This window comes from Flavobacterium sp. (assembly GCF_043722275.1).
Taxonomy (GTDB): Bacteria; Bacteroidota; Bacteroidia; order Flavobacteriales; family Flavobacteriaceae; genus Flavobacterium.
Genome location: NZ_JAYSPC010000108.1, coordinates 26664 through 43623, shown reverse-complemented (window position 1 = coordinate 43623; position 16960 = coordinate 26664). Strand labels below are relative to the sequence as shown.

Genomic DNA, 16960 nt, shown 5'->3' with positions numbered 1-16960 from the left:
ATTTAAATATTGGTAGAAAATATAGATTATCCAATAAATTTTTTCCCGCAGGGACTAATAATTTGAATTTAAAATTTAATGTAAGTCCCAGCGGGACGGTATATTTATAGAAAATTCTAAATTTTTTCAAAGAACCCCATCGGGGTGATATATTAGGATTTAAGGATTATGTCGCTCCGCTGGAGCTTTGACTTAGGGATCATATAAATTGACTATAAATATTATACTCCGCTGGAGCATCTGATACTATAATTGACTTAATTCTGATTTTGGATTTTTAAAAGTTTGGAATTTATATTATTATCCTTTTTTTAACTTTTGTCGTATTTTCGTTTGAAAAATCCCGTCGTATCTTTGAGTTTTATAATTGAAAGCTGAGAACTTAGAATCTTAGTAACTCAGCAACTTAGCAACTCAAAGACAAATGAAATATACCACTTTACCCAATACCGACATAAAGGTTAGTAAAATCAACCTCGGAACAATGACTTTTGGACAGCAAAATACGGAAGCCGACGGACATCAACAAATGGATTATGCACTTGAAAGAGGCATTAATTTTTTTGATACTGCCGAAATGTATTCAGTTCCTGCAAATGAAGCAACGTACGGAAGTACAGAAAAAATAATAGGAACCTGGTTTAAGAAAACAGGAAATCGTGAAAAAATAGTTTTAGCTTCTAAAATTGCAGGTCCAAATCCAAATTTCATGTACATGCGTGAGAAAGTAGATTTTTCTCCGGCAAGTATAACAGAAGCTTTAGAAAACAGCTTAAAACGTCTTCAAACAGATTATATCGATTTATATCAAATGCATTGGCCGGCACGACAAACCAATTTTTTCGGACAACGTGCTTTTGGCGGATATGATGATGCATGGGAAGATAATTTTAGAGAAATCCTTGAAACTTTTGATGGTTTAATCAAAAAAGGAAAAATAAAACACATTGGAGTTTCTAATGAAAATGCCTGGGGAATGATGCGTCTTCTGGAAGAAAGTAAATATCAAAATCTTCCAAGAATTAAAACCATTCAAAATCCATATAATTTATTAAATCGCCTTTTCGAAGTAGGTTCTGCCGAAGTCGCAAAGTATGAAAATGTGGGTTTATTAGCATATTCACCTTTAGCGTTTGGAGTTTTAACCGGTAAATTTTTAACCGGAGAAGCACATCCAAATGCGAGAATCAATCTTTTTCCTCAATACACACGTTACAACAGCGACCAATGTACGCAAGCCACAAAATTGTATCAGGAAATAGCAATAAAACACGGCTTAACATTAACAGAGTTGGCAATGGGTTTTGTATTGCAGCAGCCATTTTTAACCAGTGCCATTATTGGAGCAACGACAATGGAGCAATTAAAAGAAAACATCGATACAATTGATGTGTTTTTATCAAAAGAAATTTTAACCGAGATAGCTGCTGTTCAGGCTATAATTCCTGATCCGGCGCCGTAATAATTTTATTAAGTTCTTAGTCAAACCTAACAGGTTTTTAAAACCTGTTAGGTTTCTTCTACTAAAAATAAAATCCCGATACAATTATCTGTATCGGGATTTTTTTATTATAAATTCAAAATCTGATCTTTAGGGTATCTCACTTTATAACTAATTCGGAATTTCTTGACTTCATTGGGTTTCATTTGCAATTGCCAGGTTAAAATTCCTGTTTCGGTATTCACTTTTGCACTGTCACTTTGCAATAATTCAACCTCGATTTCTTTATTAGTTGTCAAAGGATATTGATCTTTTAATAAAAGTTCAATGTTTTCCTTTTTATTATTTCTTACTGTGATATCATAAGTAAAAGTCTGTTCTTTTTTCGAAGATAAAAACTTAGTTCCTGATTTGTCCGCGACCTTTTCACGTTTGATAGATACTTTTTTATCGCGACCCATGCTTAAATTCAAAGTATCGCTCGTTTGATTTGGTTCTATAAAAGTTTTCCCCACATACATTCCTTCAAAAATAATATTGGCTTCACCTCTTAATAAATTGTATTTGCTGTAATCTGCTATTTCGGCTAAAAGAAAAGCTTCATTTTCAACTCTCGGCGCAGCGTAATATTTATAAGATGCAGGTAATTTTATTTCTTTTAAGGAAACACTATGAACTTTTCCGTTAGACAAAATATCATAAGGAATATCAATATCAAACGAAACATTCAATTGATTTACTTCGACAGTTGTATAATCTGAAACAGATGATTTTTTCATTATAGGGGCTGGACTTACAACAACTTCCTGTAATTCTTTTTCCTCTACAGCAACTCCCGCAACTCGTCCTTGCAACTGATTCATTTTATTTCTTTGCATTCCATAACCATTTTGAGCAAAACTATTGTCTCTTAAAAACCACGAACTTAGCATTGGAGCCTGATTGTTTTGATTTGGCATTCCGCTAGACAAAGTAAGTTTTACTTTTTTCCAGTCGATTCCGGTATTTTGCACAACTTGCGCTTTGTACATCATATTGATTGGCGCCGTAACACTTTCGGCACGTAAATCATAAAACGGAGTCCACGAAGCATTATTTGTTAAGTATGAAATGTCTAACGGAACGATTCCTGCAACTTCGTTCATAACCTGAACAATCAATTTGCCTGATGAAGTTTTTTCCTCCTTATTAGCGTTGATTTCCAGTTTACTTTGCAGTTTATAAAGTAAGTCGTTTAGTTTTTGTTGTTTTTCTGAAAGCGTATTAATGTTGTTTGCAATCTCGATTTGCTTGGTTTTATAATACTCCACCATTTTCATTAATTCGGTTACATTCAAACCTGAATTTACGCCGTAAATTTGCTGGTTTTTATCTAAAAGCTGAATCGTTTTATTTTCAGAATTGATCGTATTATTTACTTTCTGTATTTCTTTTTGGACAATCACGATACTATCTCGCACTCGTTTTAATTCAGGCGATTTAGTATCTGTATCATATTCTGAAATATAATTATTGGTAAACTGAACCGAAAGAACCGTAACTGTCGACGGAGATCCTATTTGTATCGAACTTTCGTTTAAATCAACAGCGACATTTTTTATGACAATTTCACTTGTTCCTGCAGGTAAATTGGCACTTGCTGATTGTGAAATTTCGGCTGCATTAAAATATACCGTAGCATTTTTTACTTTTGCGGTTGTAAAAATTGGTTTTTGCGCAAATGAAATAGCACAAACTAATAATAACGCGGATGTTGTTATTTTTTTAATCATGTGATTTATATTTAAATTTTCTTTTTTTTGGAAGGTTTGGATTACGAATATCTGCAATTAAATCGAATTCTAATAGTAAATAACTAGAATGATTTTTTTATCAGAAGCATCGATGAACTTTTCAATTGTATCAAAAAACGTTGCATTTACCATCGGGCAGCCGTAACTGTTGCAAAATTGGGTTTTCCTGTTCTTCAAACGGAACTTTGCTATATTGGTGTAAAACCACATTTCGGTTAAAGGCATTGCTATTAGTTTTGTCTAAACCGTATAATTTGTACGCTTTTCCGAACGAGCCTCGATACGAAGTTCCTATAGCATATTTTCCTAATGAAGTACAATGCGAATCTTTGAGATTGCTGAATTTTAACTTTCCCGGAATACCGGTTTCTGATCCCGTTCCGTGTCCGACCAGACCTTTATTGAGTATTTTGTTTATAAATAAAAAACCGATTTTTTCCAGATTCAATCTTCATATCTAATAGAAAGACAATATTTGAATTATATTTCGGAGATTTCCCCAAAAAACTCCTGATTTCAATTGTCTCACTTTTTAGTTTCTCTTCATAGGAATAAACCGGTTTTGAATTTTTAATAATTTCTGGCTTTTCTTCTTTATTCGTGCAGGCAAAACTCACGCCAAAAATTGCAATCGAAAGCAACAACACAATTTTCTTTATCATTTTAAAGGCTGGTTTTATTTCTCAACCGTATAACCTTTTACTTTTGCAAAACCAACTATCGATGTGTTTATAGCATTGCCTAAATCATCCTGTTTCTTTGTTTTTTTAGATTCAGTATCAATATATTGTTGACGTTTTTTGCCTAATTCGCCAATTTCTTTCTGAATTGTTTCTCTTTCTTTCGTTTTCTGAGCGACAATTGTGTTTATTTCAGCTTCAGATTTGTTTTGAAGTTGTATTGGTAATTCTTCTTTTTTGATTTTCGAAATAGCGGTTTTGTCATCTTTTACCTTATCGACTAAATCCCAGCTTTCATTTTTATAAACCGCTTTTGATTTGCTCACCGCACGTTCTGCATAATTAGAAGCTGAAACTTTCTGCGCATTTTTATCCTGCGTTTCCTGATTCATTTTTTTGGCAGAACCTGTAGCGCCGTAACTAATATAGGTTTTGTTGATTTTTTCGTTACACTTAGTAATTTCAGCATCATAAGGCGTAGTAATATATTTTACAGTTTCGTTTGAATCAATATTAAAATATTTTCCTTTTCCGGAATCAGCACCATTTTTCCATAATTCGTTTATGCCTTGCGTTTTATCTCCGCAATAAATTGTATTCACATAAATGCCATTTTTAAGTGCGTTGCTAATCGCTTCTTTATAATTGATTTTTCCCTGATTAAATTCTTCGTTTCCTGCAATGTAAATCAACTTCATATTGTTGTTGTCTTTTGCCCATTTTAACTGGTTTGTTGCATCCTGAATTACTGCACCGCAATATTCGTTTCCGCCATTCGTACTTAACGAAAACAGTTTCTCTGAAATCAAATCTAAATCTGTTGAAAGAGGCGCGATTTGTCTGATATAATTTGATTTTTCAGATAAACCGTCATTTCCATATTCATACAAAGCGATTTCGATATCCGGAGTTTTGCCGTCATATTTTAAAGTAGTTAAAGTATTTACAATGTTCCAAAGTCTTGATTTTGCCTGATCGATTAAACCGTCCATACTTCCGGATGTATCCAATAAAAGTGCCACTTGTATTTTTGTGTTTTCTGCTGCGATGGGATTTTCTATTTTAGTATGTTTCTTCGTATTTGCATTCGAAGAATTACAGCTTAATAAGGAGATTGTAGTTGCTAAAACTGCTGTGATAAAAAGAGTTGATTTCATGATTTCTGGGTTTTTAATTGTTGATTACAGACCAAACTTAAAAACTAAAAAATCTCCTTTTTTGCAGAAAGGGTGAAACGCAACTTTCACTTGGTGAAACGAGTTGTAAACGGAACATAAAATACTTTACTTTACATTGTTGTTTTTTTGAAGGTTCTCAGGTTCTGAGAATCTGAGTTGCTACGACTTAAAAGATTTTAAAATATGAGACGTTTATTATCAAGATCTATATTTTCTGTAATGCTTATGTTGCTATTTCCGTTGGGAGTTGCGGCGCAGGATTCTATTGCGAAAAAGAAAGTAATGCCGGCTTCAAAAATGAGTAAAGCCGCTACTAATTTAGAAAAGTCTCTGGATAAAAATGATGAAGGGAAAATTGCCGAAAACTATGAACAATTAGCAAATGAATTTCTTAATAAAGGAGATAATGCAAAAGCCGAGGAATATTTTAAAAAAGCACTTACAAGTTATACGAAATTAAAACGTGTAAATGATAAAACCCGTGTAACCAGAAGCCTTGCGAAAGTGCAGGAAAATCAGAAAAACTTTGGATCTGCAATTAAAAATTATGAAGTCGCGGGTTCATTGGCAAAAGATGCATCTGAAGAAAAGATCAATTTAAATGATGCAAATCGTTTAAAAAATCAGGCAGAACCTGTAATGCAGGCAACTTATGTAAACTCAAATATTGAATTGCTGAAAAAGGAAAAGAAAAGCGGTGAAGTTGCAGAAGCTTATGTTCAAAAAGCAGAAAATTCATTGCAGCAAAAAGATAAAAGTGTTGCGATTGAAAGTTATAAAAATGCACTTGTTTACGCAAAAGATAAACCCGAAGCAGTTATTAAAATTAAAAACGAAATTGCGAATGTTTACGCTTCAGACAATCAGTTTGAAAAAGCAATTGGAATTAACGAAAAATTATTGGCAGAAGCCGTAATCAGGAAAGATTTTAATACCCAAATTAAACAATTGCAATCAATAGCGTCTCTTTATTTTAAAAAGGAAGAACCTAAAAAAGCATTAGTGTCACTGAAAGAAGCGTATGATCTTGCATCTAAAAATGGAAATTCGGCGGAAGCCAAAAACACATTATCCGCTTTAGTGAAATATTACAAATCCGAAGGGAACGAAAAAGAAAGTACGGCACTTTATGAGCAATTTATTCAAAATTTTGATGAATTGATTCAATCCGATACGACTTTAATCAGCGCAAAAACTTTTCAGGTTACCGAAGGAAAGATTCGGCAACTTGAAAAAGAAAAAACGTTGAAAGACGAATTGATTACCAAGAAAAACACGTTTAATTATTTCCTTTTAGGATCAATTTTATTGCTTTTACTTTTGTTCGGATTTATCGTAAAAGCGTTGTATGCCATAAAAACCAAGAACAAAGAAATCGCTTTGCAATCGTTACGACGCGAAATGAATCCGCATTTTATATTCAATAGTTTAAATAGCGTGAATCAGTTTATATCCGAAAATAAAGAACTGGAAGCTAATAAATACCTGACTTCTTATTCAAATTTGATGCGGGATATGATGGAAAACTCCAATAAAGATTTTATATCATTAGATAAAGAAGTCGAACAATTAAAGAAATACCTGGATCTGGAACATTTGCGTTTTCAGGATAAATTCGATTTTAAAATTACGGTTGACGAACATCTTGATGCCGAAAGTGTTTTTGTCCCAAATATGATTATTCAGCCACATTTAGAGAATTCGATTTGGCATGGTTTGCGTTATCTCGATAAAAAAGGGCTGTTGCAGCTTAAATTTCAGCTTGTTGATGCAAAAGTTGTCGTTGTTATTGAAGACAACGGAATTGGTTTAACCAAAAGTCAGGAACTTAAAACCAGCAATCAAAAAGTACATGAATCCCGCGGTCTTAATAATACCAAAGAACGAATAGGTTTGCTGAACGAATTGTATAAAAAGAATATTTCATTTGTTATTAAAGAGAAAAAATTGCCGGAATCAGGAACAATTGTCAAAATTGTTTTCCCATTAATTGATACAATATGATGACAATCCAGAAGATAAAAAGTGTAATTGTCGAAGATGAATTGGCTGCGCGTGAAGTACTTAAAAACTATTTGAGTAAATATTGTCCGCAAGTTGAGGTTGTTGGCGAAGCACAAAATATAAAAGAAGCCGTTCCGATGTTACATGATTTAAAACCGCAATTGGTTTTTTTAGATGTTGAAATGCCTTTTGGGAATGCTTTTGATGTTCTCGAAGCGTGTAAAGATTTGCAATTTGAAACCATATTTGTAACCGCTTTTTCTGAATATTCTTTAAAAGCTTTGAACCAAAGCGCCGCTTATTATTTACTGAAACCTATCAGTATCGAGGAATTGATTGTCGCGGTAAACAAAGTACAGCATCAAATTATGAATCATGAAATTTTTAACAGAAATAAAATCATCGTTGAGAATTTTCATGAAACAAAACCGGAAAAGCAACAGGTTATTTTACCCACTTTAGAAGGATTTGAAGTTGTAAAAATGGAAGAAATCGTTCGCTTACGCGGAAACGGAAATTTCACAGATTTGTATTTGAATAACGGAAACAAGAAAATGGTTTGCAGGTTTTTGAAACACTTTTCAGAGATTTTGCCCTTGCCTTTTATTCGCGTTCACAAATCACATATCATTAATATGAATTGCGTGAAGTCCTATAATAAAGGCGGAATTGTAACTTTAAACGACGGAGCCGAAATTGAGGTTTCACCTACTTATAAAGAGGAATTTTTAAGGAATTTTAAGTAGTTTTTTAATCGCGCAAAGTCGCAAATACGCAAAGTTTTATACACAATATTGTCATCCTGAGCGGAGCCGAAGGACACACAAGAAGCTCCGTAAAGTATAAAGTCAATCTTTGTCGATTCTCTAGTGTGATTTCTCCTTTGGTCGAAAATGACATACTTTGCGCCTTCGCGACTTTGCGCGCAATTTTTTAATCGCAAATACGCAAAGTTTTATACACAATCTTGTCATCCTGCGCTGAGTCGAAGGACACGCTAACATTCAAAATCTTTGTGTCTTAGTACTTCGTGGCTAATTACAAATCAAATTCATCACCAATAACCAAAGAATCCGCAGGAACAGCGGTTGAATCCGGAGCTTTAATGCGTATTAGTGAACGTGCATTTCCTGAAATATAAACCGGAGAAAGTCCGCCAATTGTATCTTCAGAAGTTAAAACACCACGACGCAACATTAAATTGCTCAGGAATTTTTGATTTTGAACGGCATAATCTCTTAAATTTCCCTGATCGTTAAACTGATACATGAATTTTCGGGGTTTTGGGATAATTGTTGCCAGGAATAAACATTCATTCAAAGTTAGATTTGATGGGCTTTTTTGGAAATAGAAATGACTTGCTTCACCAATTCCGTAAACATTTGGTCCCCATTCTATAATGTTGAAATAAACTTCCAGCATTCTTTCCTTGCTTACAACACGATTGTTCTCTAAGATATAAACTAAGAGAATTTCTTCAAGCTTGCGCGAAAGCGTTTTTTCACGCGTCAGAAAAACATTTTTAATCAATTGCATACTTATCGTACTTGCACCACGAGAGAATTTTTTCGTTCGGATATTTTTAAGAATAGATTGTTTAAAAGCTTCATTTATAAAACCGCGATGCGAGAAGAAAGAAGGGTCTTCGGTTGTTAAAACAGATTTTCGCAAATAAGGTGAAATCTGGTCTAAAGGCGTATAATTTGGATTTGAATTCCCGACTAAAACCGGACGTTGCAAAACATTCTGGATTATTGCACGGTAGACAAATTCTCCATTTAACTTATTAAGATCGGCTTCGCCATATTTTATAATTTTTAAATCTTCCTTGTTCAGTTTGCTGTCAAAAACCAAAGTATTTGGTCTGTTTTTATTGAATTTGAAATCCAGTTTATAATCGAAATTTCCTGTCGCTTCCATTCCCTGAAAATGAGTAAATAATCCGTCAGGCAAAGAAGCTATAAAATCCTGCGCTTTCATTTTCGGAATATCAACTTTCAAAGTATAAACGGTATCTTTTTCTGTATTATAGGAAATGTATGGTTTCACTTTTATCTTGTTCAATTCCATTGTTGAGGTGCTGTCGATCGAAATAAAATCATCTCCCAGTAAAAAACGATAATCAAAACGCGCATTTTTAATCACAACATCTTTGCTGGCAATTTTAGGATGGTTGATTTTTAAATTGGCGATAGAAGTATAACCATCAATATGCAATTCATTTCCGTCTTTTTCAATGTTTGCAACATTAAGGCGAATAGAATCAAAACTTGCTTTTAAGTGATAACGTTCATCTAAATATGGAACGCGAATTGCTCCGGTATCTAAATTAAAAAAACGAATATCGGCTTTTTTATTCCTTGGATCGGCAAAACCTTTTATGTTCCAGCGCTGATCAAAATTTTTGCTTTGAACATGAAGACTGGTTTCAAGTTGTTTGTTGTCTAAAACCAGTTTATTTATCGCAATTGAAGCTTTTTTGCCGTTATCATCAATTTTGAAATTCAGGTTTTCCAGTTTCATATCTGTTGGAACCAGATTCAGTAATTTTGAGATAATTCTATAAGCGAAAGTAGCATATTTACGTTTTTCATTTTTATCAGAATCGGTTTTGTCCTTTTTTAAGAAAGCATCAAAGTTGCGGACATTTCCTTTTTTTACTAATTGAATATAGCCATTGTTGACTTTTAGAGTTCCTATTTGAACATCGCCAATTAACAAATTAGACAAACTGATGCTGGTTTCTATTTTTTGAATGTGGCAAAGTGTGTCTGCATTTTTAGGAACCAAAATAACATCGGTTAATTTAATGCCGGACAAACCATCAAACGTAGCCGATTTTACAGAAAATGTGCTATAATATTCTGTATTCATTTTGTTTGTCACTTTTGCAATTGCTTGTTTTAAAAGCGAATCGCGAAAAAAGTAGAAACCTAAAAAAAGCACTACCAATACTATTGCAAGTATTAGAAGTGCTTTGAATATTTTTTGTTTTGGAAATTTCATAGAATTAATTTCATAAAATTTAAGGAATGTTTTTGCCACGAATTTCACTAATTTCCCGAATTTTATATAGCGTGAGCATACGAATTCAAATTTAGATCAGAAGTGGTATTTAATTGATTAAAGTCGTTGTGGAAAAAGCAGATTAACCAAAAAGGATTCCGGCTACATCTTCAATTTTGGCCACAAGTTCAATTTTGATTCCGGTGTTTTTTAAGGCAATTTTGTTGTATTTAGATACAAATATAGTGGTGAAACCTAATTTTTCGGCTTCCTGAATACGCTGATCTACACGATTTACAGGACGAATTTCTCCTGAAAGCCCAACTTCTCCGGCAAAACAGCAGCCTTTTGTTACCGGTATATCTTCATTTGAAGATAAAATTGCGGCAACAACGGCTAAATCAATTGCAGGATCATCAACAGAAATTCCTCCGGTTACATTCAGGAAAACATCTTTTGCACCTAAACGAAATCCGGCTCTTTTTTCTAAAACAGCCAAAATCATGTTCAAACGTTTTGCATTATATCCAGTTGTGCTTCGTTGCGGAGTTCCGTAAACTGCGGTACTTACAAGCGATTGTATTTCGATCATCAAAGGGCGCATTCCTTCAAGTGTTGAAGCAATTGCGGTTCCGGATAATTCTTCGTCTTTGTGTGAGATTAATATTTCTGATGGATTGCTGACTTCCCGTAAACCGCTTCCTAACATTTCATAAATTCCTAATTCGGCAGTTGAGCCAAAACGGTTTTTTAGTGAACGTAAAATTCGGTAAACGTGATTTCGATCGCCTTCAAATTGTAAAACGGTATCAACCATATGTTCAAGGATTTTTGGTCCGGCGATGTTTCCGTCTTTTGTAATATGTCCAATTAAAATAACCGGAATATTAGTTTCTTTGGCAAACTTGATTAGTTCAGCTGTAGTTTCTCTAATCTGAGAAATACTTCCTGCAGTTGATTCAATATAATCCGTATGTAAAGTCTGAATGGAGTCAATAATTACAATTTCAGGCTGAATTGCTTCAATTTGTTTGAATATATTTTGCGTTTTAGTTTCGGTCAAAATATAACAATTGTCGCTGTTTGGCGTGATTCTTTCAGCACGCATTTTTATTTGTTTCTGACTTTCTTCGCCGGAAACATATAAAGTTTTATAAGGCAGTTTTAATGATATCTGAAGTAAAAGTGTACTTTTTCCAATTCCGGGTTCACCACCCAAAAGTGTTAGAGAACCGGGAACAATTCCGCCACCTAAAACACGATTCAATTCGCCGTCAGTAGTATCCATTCGGATTTCCTGAGTCGAGTCAATTTCATTAATTTTTAATGGGCGGGGAGCTTTTCCGTTTGAAGTCGGTTCGCTTTTCCAGGCTACTTTTTCCTGCTTCTGAATGATTTCTTCAGCAATAGTATTCCATTCTTTGCAGGCATTGCATTGTCCTTGCCATTTGGCATATTGGGTTCCGCAGTTTTGGCAAAAAAAGGAAGTTTTAACTTTTGACATTATTTAGTTGTTTTTGCAAGTGTATTCATCTGGTCGATTTTCTCGTACATTAAATCTTTGTTCAAATCGCCAATTGGTTCCATTTGTGAGGCATTCTGATATTTTTTAGAAGCTCTTTTAGGATCTCCCATTTTCTCGTACATCAATCCTAATTCATATTCGCCTAACATTGCTTTTGGATAATTTACATTTCCAATTTCAGCCATCTTTCCTAATTCGTCGTACGCATTCTTTTTCAAAATAAGTGTTTCTATAATTTTGAAATCACTTATTCTTACCGGAATCTGAACTCCCATAACTTTAGACATTATGTCGTATTTATTTTGCAGATAATCAGCGTAACCTGTTTCAAGAATAGCAATTTTGTTATTATATTCGGTAGAATTTATAGGCCTGTAAACTTCAAATATGTGGTATAAAGCACTTGGAATAGCATGTAAAACCTCGGTATAATGTGTTGTGCCTTTGAATACATCATATTTATAATTTACTAACGGATTATTGGCAATTTTAATATTACTGTCTAATTTTTCTATTGGTTCCTTGATTTTTTTGTTGTCTCCGTCAGCTACGGATAAGTAATAAAATAAAGGTTCAGTTACTTTAGCAAATTTTTCAGGAATTCTAACTTCCATTTTATTGGCAAGTTCCGGGCTAAAGGCAATGTAAGCGTTAAAAAGTGGCTGTTCTTTATATAAATAAAAATTAAGGAAACTAGCAGTTAAGTCATGTCCCGCAATAATTCTAAAAGGTGTTGTACGGTATTTTTTTTCGATATACGGAATTAGCTCTGCACCAATAAATTCAAAAAAGTTAGCTCCTTTTTCAAAAGGAAGTCCTGTGTTTTGATCAATTGTTGTATCATCTTCACGTTCATCATTTTTATTTTGATGAATACCAATGATGATCATTTCAGGTAAATCTCCCCAATATGACCCGTAACTTACCGCTCCGGAAAAAGGATCAAATAAATAATCACCATCTAATAAATATAAAACAGGATATTTTTTTTCAGGATTTGCTTCGTAAGAATCTGGAAGTCCAATGGTTATTCTTCGTTCTTCTCCAAGTTTGACAGATTGAATGTTGTCGAATTTTTTCTGTGCAAATACAGAAACTGAGATTAAGATAAACAGTAGGTAAACTTTTTTCATGATTTAGGGCATTTCAGTGAATTGAAAGTATTTAAATAGTGTAGCAATATAATACTTTATTTGCTTTTTTATTATTGTAGCAATTTTAAAAATAGGAATATAGGTTCAGGTTTGTGTTGAATAATCATTTTAAACGCAGAGTACACTAAGATTTTACCTAATTGTATCTTTAGAAAACACAAAGTTCGCAAAGCTTTGTATTGATTTAGCTTTGCGAACTTTGTGTTTTTTGTAAAACCATATAGTAAAAAAACTTAGTGTACTCTGCGGTTAAATTTATTGTCTTTTTATTACTAACATTTTATTAATCGATCTTTTAAAACCAGAGAATGAATTCAGGCAAAAGAAATACTGTTCGTTCAAAAAATGATTTTGACAAACAAGCGAATTACAAAAGTGTAAAAGGAAAACTTAGGTTAATGAATTATCATTTTCATTAGGAAAAATAATCCACGGTTTGAAGGTTTTAGCTTCTTCAAATTCCAGAGTTGCATATGAAATAATGATAATAATATCATCTTTCTGAACCTTTCTGGCTGCAGGACCATTCAGCGTGATTTCACCTGAATTTTTTTCTCCTTTAATGGCGTAAGTTTCAAAACGTTCTCCATTATTAATGTTTACGATAGCTACTTTTTCACCTTCAATAATATTGGAGGCTTCCAGTAAAGTTTCATCAATAGTAATACTGCCAATATAATTTAAATCAGCTCCAGTTACTTTTACACGATGAATTTTAGATTTTATAACTTGAATTTGCATGTTGCAAAGGTAAATTAATTTAATGAAATGGTGTCAATCAACCTTATAGAATTAACAAATACTGCTATAAATGCGCGGTAGTTTTTGTCTTTACTTTTATGATCTATAGGTAATAATGTAGATTCGTCAGCAATAACGAAATATTCGAGGTCAAATCTTTCGTTGTCTTTGAAGGAATTTTCTACGAATTTAATGGTTTCTTCCGGACTATTGGTTTGGAATTTTTCTTTTGCTTCGGTTAAAATCTTATATATTATGGCAGCTTCTTTACGTTCCTCAGGGGTTAAACGCTCATTTCTGGAACTCATTGCCAGCTGACTTTCTTCTCTAAATATAGGACAGCCTACAACATTAACTGATAAATGTGTTTTCTCGACCATTTTTTTAACAATCTGCAATTGTTGGAAATCTTTTTCTCCAAAATAAGCATTTGTAGGAGTTACAATTTCAAATAGCCTTTTTACGATTGTGCCAACGCCATTAAAGTGTCCGGGTCTGAATTTTCCTTCCATTTGATTTTCTAATCCATCAAAATCAAAGGGCTGTGAGAACGTATGTCCTTCATAAATATCATCTACAGTTGGTGCATATAAAATGATTTTATCGCTTAAATTGCGCATTTTTTTTACATCTTCGTCAAGTGTTCTTGGATATTTTTCGAGGTCTTCAGGATTGTTAAATTGTGTGGGATTGACAAAAATACTCACAACGGTATCGTCATTTTCCTTGATTGATCTTTGCATTAACGCCAGATGACCTTGGTGTAAAGCGCCCATTGTTGGTACAAATCCTATGGTGGAATTTGCCGTTTTGATAGTTTTCAAATAGGCTATCAAAGCTACTTTACTGTAGAAAATATGCATGGCAGTATTATTAAAATTTAGTGCAAACATAATATATTAGTTATAAACTGCATAAATTTTTGTAATTTTGCAACGTTTTTATTACCAAAAATTAAGTAAAATACTATTATGAAAGATAAGAGGATATTATATGTATCATCTGAAGTCGTGCCTTATTTGGCTGAAAATGAGGTTTCTTTAATGTCTTATGACGTTCCCAAAATGATCAACGATCAAGGAGGTCAGATAAGAATTTTCATGCCAAGATATGGAAATATCAACGAAAGAAGACACCAATTACATGAAGTTATTAGACTTTCAGGAATGAATTTGGTAGTGAATGACTTAGATATGCCATTGATTATCAAGGTAGCTTCAATTCCGAAAGAAAGAATTCAGGTTTATTTTATTGATAACGATGAATATTTTAAACGTAAAGCAACTTTTGCTGACGAGGAAGGTGTTCTTTATCCTGATAACGACGAAAGAGCGATATTTTTTGCTAAAGGAGTTGTTGAAACGGTAAAAAAACTAAACTGGGTTCCGGATATCATTCACGTTCATGGCTGGCTGGCTGCAATGCTGCCAATCTACATGAAGCATTACTATAAAAATGAAGCTTTATTTTCTGAAACAAAAATTGTGACCTCTGTTTACGGGCAATCTTTTGATGAAAATTTAGATTTAGAAATGATAAATAAGGTGAAATTTGATGGAGTTCCGCATGAAGCGATCTCTGATTTAGAAACACCAAATTACGAAAACGTTCTAAAGGCTAGCATCTTACATTCTGATGCAGTAATTATAGCATCTGAAAACGTATCTCCAAGTTTAACAAAATTTATAGAATCTTCAGGAAAACCTTTTTTACCTTTCGCCGGGAAAGATGCATTCGCAGAAGCGTATACAAATTTCTATAAAACGATGGGTCTTTAAATTTTAACATTATTATTAAACATGTACAATACTTCTTTTATTAAGAAAATTCTAATAGTTGCAACAGTTGTTCTTTTATATTCTTGCGATAAAGATTTTAATGCGATTGGTGATGGTTTGATTGGTGACGATCATTTTGGGCTTGAATCTGAAAAATATGACGTTTTAGCTTATAACCAGGAAGTAACTCCAGTTCAATCAAACGGTTTGGCAATTAGTGGTTTAGGTATTTTTGATAGTGCTGTTTTCGGTTCAAATACATCAAATTTTGTATCTCAGTTAGGTTTAGATTCATATGCACCAACTATTGGTGAATTACCAGAAATACAAAGTGTAGTATTAAGTGTTTCTTATCTTAGTCATGCAACTGCTGCAGATGCTAAGGGAGGAAATGTGTATGCATTAGATTCTATTTATGGAGATCCTAAAGGAAAAATTAAGTTAAGTGTTTATGAGTCTGGAGTTCAAATGCGTTCTTCTTATTTTGACGGCGGTTCACTATTTGCACAATTATATTATACAAATCAGGATTCAGGTACAGATGATATAAATTTTGATGCAAGTAAAATTGGAGAAAGGCTAAATGATTCATCAGATAAATCACAAAACGATGAATTCTTTTTTGATGCTGCACAGAAAAAAGATTCGACTTTAACAGAAGGTTCTACGACCAAATATACTTATACGTATACATCACCTGAAATGCGTTTGAATTTAAATAAAGAATTCTTTTTAGAAAAAATTCTAAAAGCTCCGGCTTCGAAACTTTCTTCTGCATCTGTTTTTCAGGAGTATTTCAGAGGCTTGTATTTTAAAGTTGAAAAGTCGGGAAATAGTGCGTCAAATTTAGCATTAATAAATTTTGCCAAAGCCGGTACCGCTAAAATTACGATTAAATACAAAGCAAGAACTGCTGTAACGACTGATGGTGATGCTACAGAAGATAAATCATTGGTTATTAACCTTAATGGAGCTCAGGCTAGTTTGTATAAGGATAATAAGGAACCAATTTATTATAACGCAGTAACTAATCCGAATAAAACTGCAGGAGACGAAAGACTTTATTTAAAAGGAGGTCAGGGATCTCTGGCTGTAATTGAGTTAAATGGTTTTGGTGCTAAATTAGAAGAAATAAGAAGTAAAAACTGGTTAGTAAATGAAGCGAATTTAATTTTTTCTATTGATTCAGATAAAATGAAAGATGCTTATGAGCCAAAACGAGTTTACTTATATGATCTTGACAATAGTATACCAATTTTAGATTATAGCGCAGATGGAAGTTCAAGTATAACAACTGATACTAAAATGACTAAGGTTGTATATAGCGGGATTATTAATATAGATGCAGCTACAAAAAGAGGCACAACATATAAAATTAGATTAACGAGTCATATTCGTAATATCATAAAAAATGCAACTGTTAAAAACGTGAGATTAGGTTTAGTAGTAACAGGAGATATTAATACGATAACTTCAGGTAAATTAAAAAACAGAATTTTAATTGATCCGGCTAAACCAAATGAATATTTTTCAGATGTGCCAAGAGCTTCAATAATGAGCCCGTTAGGTACAATATTGTTTGGAGCAAATATTCCTTCAACCGATGCGAATTATGCTAAAAGACTACAGCTGCAAGTGTACTACACGAAACCAAATTAAT

The 16960-nt window shown here is 33.2% G+C and carries 13 protein-coding genes; 5 read left to right on the top strand and 8 right to left on the bottom strand.

The window, feature by feature from the left end; translation table 11 throughout:
• Positions 1–424 precede the first annotated feature (424 nt).
• The gene (locus tag ACHZDT_RS13735; RefSeq protein WP_394775196.1) at positions 425–1462 is read left to right on the top strand and encodes an aldo/keto reductase; all 1038 of its coding nucleotides are present in this window, start codon (positions 425–427) and stop codon (positions 1460–1462) included.
• Between the two features lie 107 nt (positions 1463–1569).
• Here ACHZDT_RS13735 and ACHZDT_RS13730 read toward each other — a convergent pair whose 3' ends face one another.
• The 3 genes from ACHZDT_RS13730 to ACHZDT_RS13720 all read right to left on the bottom strand — a co-directional run bounded on the left by ACHZDT_RS13730 (position 1570) and on the right by ACHZDT_RS13720 (position 5071).
• Positions 1570–3213, bottom strand: a complete 1644-nt coding sequence (locus tag ACHZDT_RS13730; RefSeq protein WP_394775195.1) for a DUF4139 domain-containing protein — start codon at positions 3211–3213, stop codon at positions 1570–1572.
• 130 nt (positions 3214–3343) lie between these two features.
• Positions 3344–3682, bottom strand: coding sequence for a murein L,D-transpeptidase catalytic domain-containing protein (locus ACHZDT_RS13725; protein WP_394775194.1), 339 nt, complete (start codon positions 3680–3682; stop codon positions 3344–3346).
• Positions 3683–3910: 228 nt separating this feature from the next.
• Entirely contained in the window at positions 3911–5071 is a 1161-nt protein-coding gene (locus tag ACHZDT_RS13720; RefSeq protein WP_394775193.1) for a hypothetical protein, read from the bottom strand.
• A gap of 204 nt (positions 5072–5275) precedes the next feature.
• On the opposite strand from ACHZDT_RS13720, the gene ACHZDT_RS13715 reads away from it, so the two are divergent.
• Both ACHZDT_RS13715 and ACHZDT_RS13710 read left to right on the top strand, forming a co-directional pair.
• Complete coding sequence (locus ACHZDT_RS13715; protein WP_394775192.1) at positions 5276–7096, top strand: histidine kinase; 1821 nt, start codon at positions 5276–5278, stop codon at positions 7094–7096.
• Positions 7093–7842, top strand: a complete 750-nt coding sequence (locus tag ACHZDT_RS13710; protein WP_394775191.1) for a LytR/AlgR family response regulator transcription factor — start codon at positions 7093–7095, stop codon at positions 7840–7842. Before ACHZDT_RS13715 ends, ACHZDT_RS13710 begins: the two co-directional genes overlap by 4 nt.
• Before the next feature lie 292 nt (positions 7843–8134).
• On the opposite strand, the gene ACHZDT_RS13705 is transcribed toward ACHZDT_RS13710, so the two are convergent.
• From ACHZDT_RS13705 to panC, 5 genes are all read right to left on the bottom strand, one after another.
• Entirely contained in the window at positions 8135–10102 is a 1968-nt protein-coding gene (locus tag ACHZDT_RS13705) for a transglycosylase domain-containing protein (RefSeq protein WP_394775190.1), read from the bottom strand.
• Positions 10103–10244: 142 nt separating this feature from the next.
• Entirely contained in the window at positions 10245–11606 is a 1362-nt protein-coding gene (radA, locus tag ACHZDT_RS13700) for a DNA repair protein RadA (protein WP_213302775.1), read from the bottom strand.
• Complete coding sequence (locus ACHZDT_RS13695) at positions 11606–12760, bottom strand: alpha/beta hydrolase (RefSeq protein ID WP_394775189.1); 1155 nt, start codon at positions 12758–12760, stop codon at positions 11606–11608. The genes radA and ACHZDT_RS13695 overlap by 1 nt, the downstream gene beginning before the upstream one ends.
• Positions 12761–13171: 411 nt before the next feature.
• Positions 13172–13522 carry an aspartate 1-decarboxylase gene (gene panD, locus ACHZDT_RS13690; protein WP_017495920.1) on the bottom strand — a complete coding sequence of 117 codons (351 nt, stop codon included), beginning with the start codon at positions 13520–13522 and terminating at the stop codon, positions 13172–13174.
• Between the two features lie 14 nt (positions 13523–13536).
• Positions 13537–14415, bottom strand: coding sequence for a pantoate--beta-alanine ligase (gene panC, locus ACHZDT_RS13685; protein ID WP_394775188.1), 879 nt, complete (start codon positions 14413–14415; stop codon positions 13537–13539).
• 78 nt (positions 14416–14493) lie between these two features.
• Here panC and ACHZDT_RS13680 point away from each other — a divergent pair, with 78 nt between their 5' ends.
• Both ACHZDT_RS13680 and ACHZDT_RS13675 read left to right on the top strand, forming a co-directional pair.
• Complete coding sequence (locus ACHZDT_RS13680) at positions 14494–15300, top strand: glycogen/starch synthase (RefSeq protein ID WP_394775187.1); 807 nt, start codon at positions 14494–14496, stop codon at positions 15298–15300.
• Between the two features lie 21 nt (positions 15301–15321).
• Positions 15322–16959 carry a DUF4270 domain-containing protein gene (locus ACHZDT_RS13675; RefSeq protein WP_394775186.1) on the top strand — a complete coding sequence of 546 codons (1638 nt, stop codon included), beginning with the start codon at positions 15322–15324 and terminating at the stop codon, positions 16957–16959.
• Position 16960: the final 1 nt, after the last annotated feature.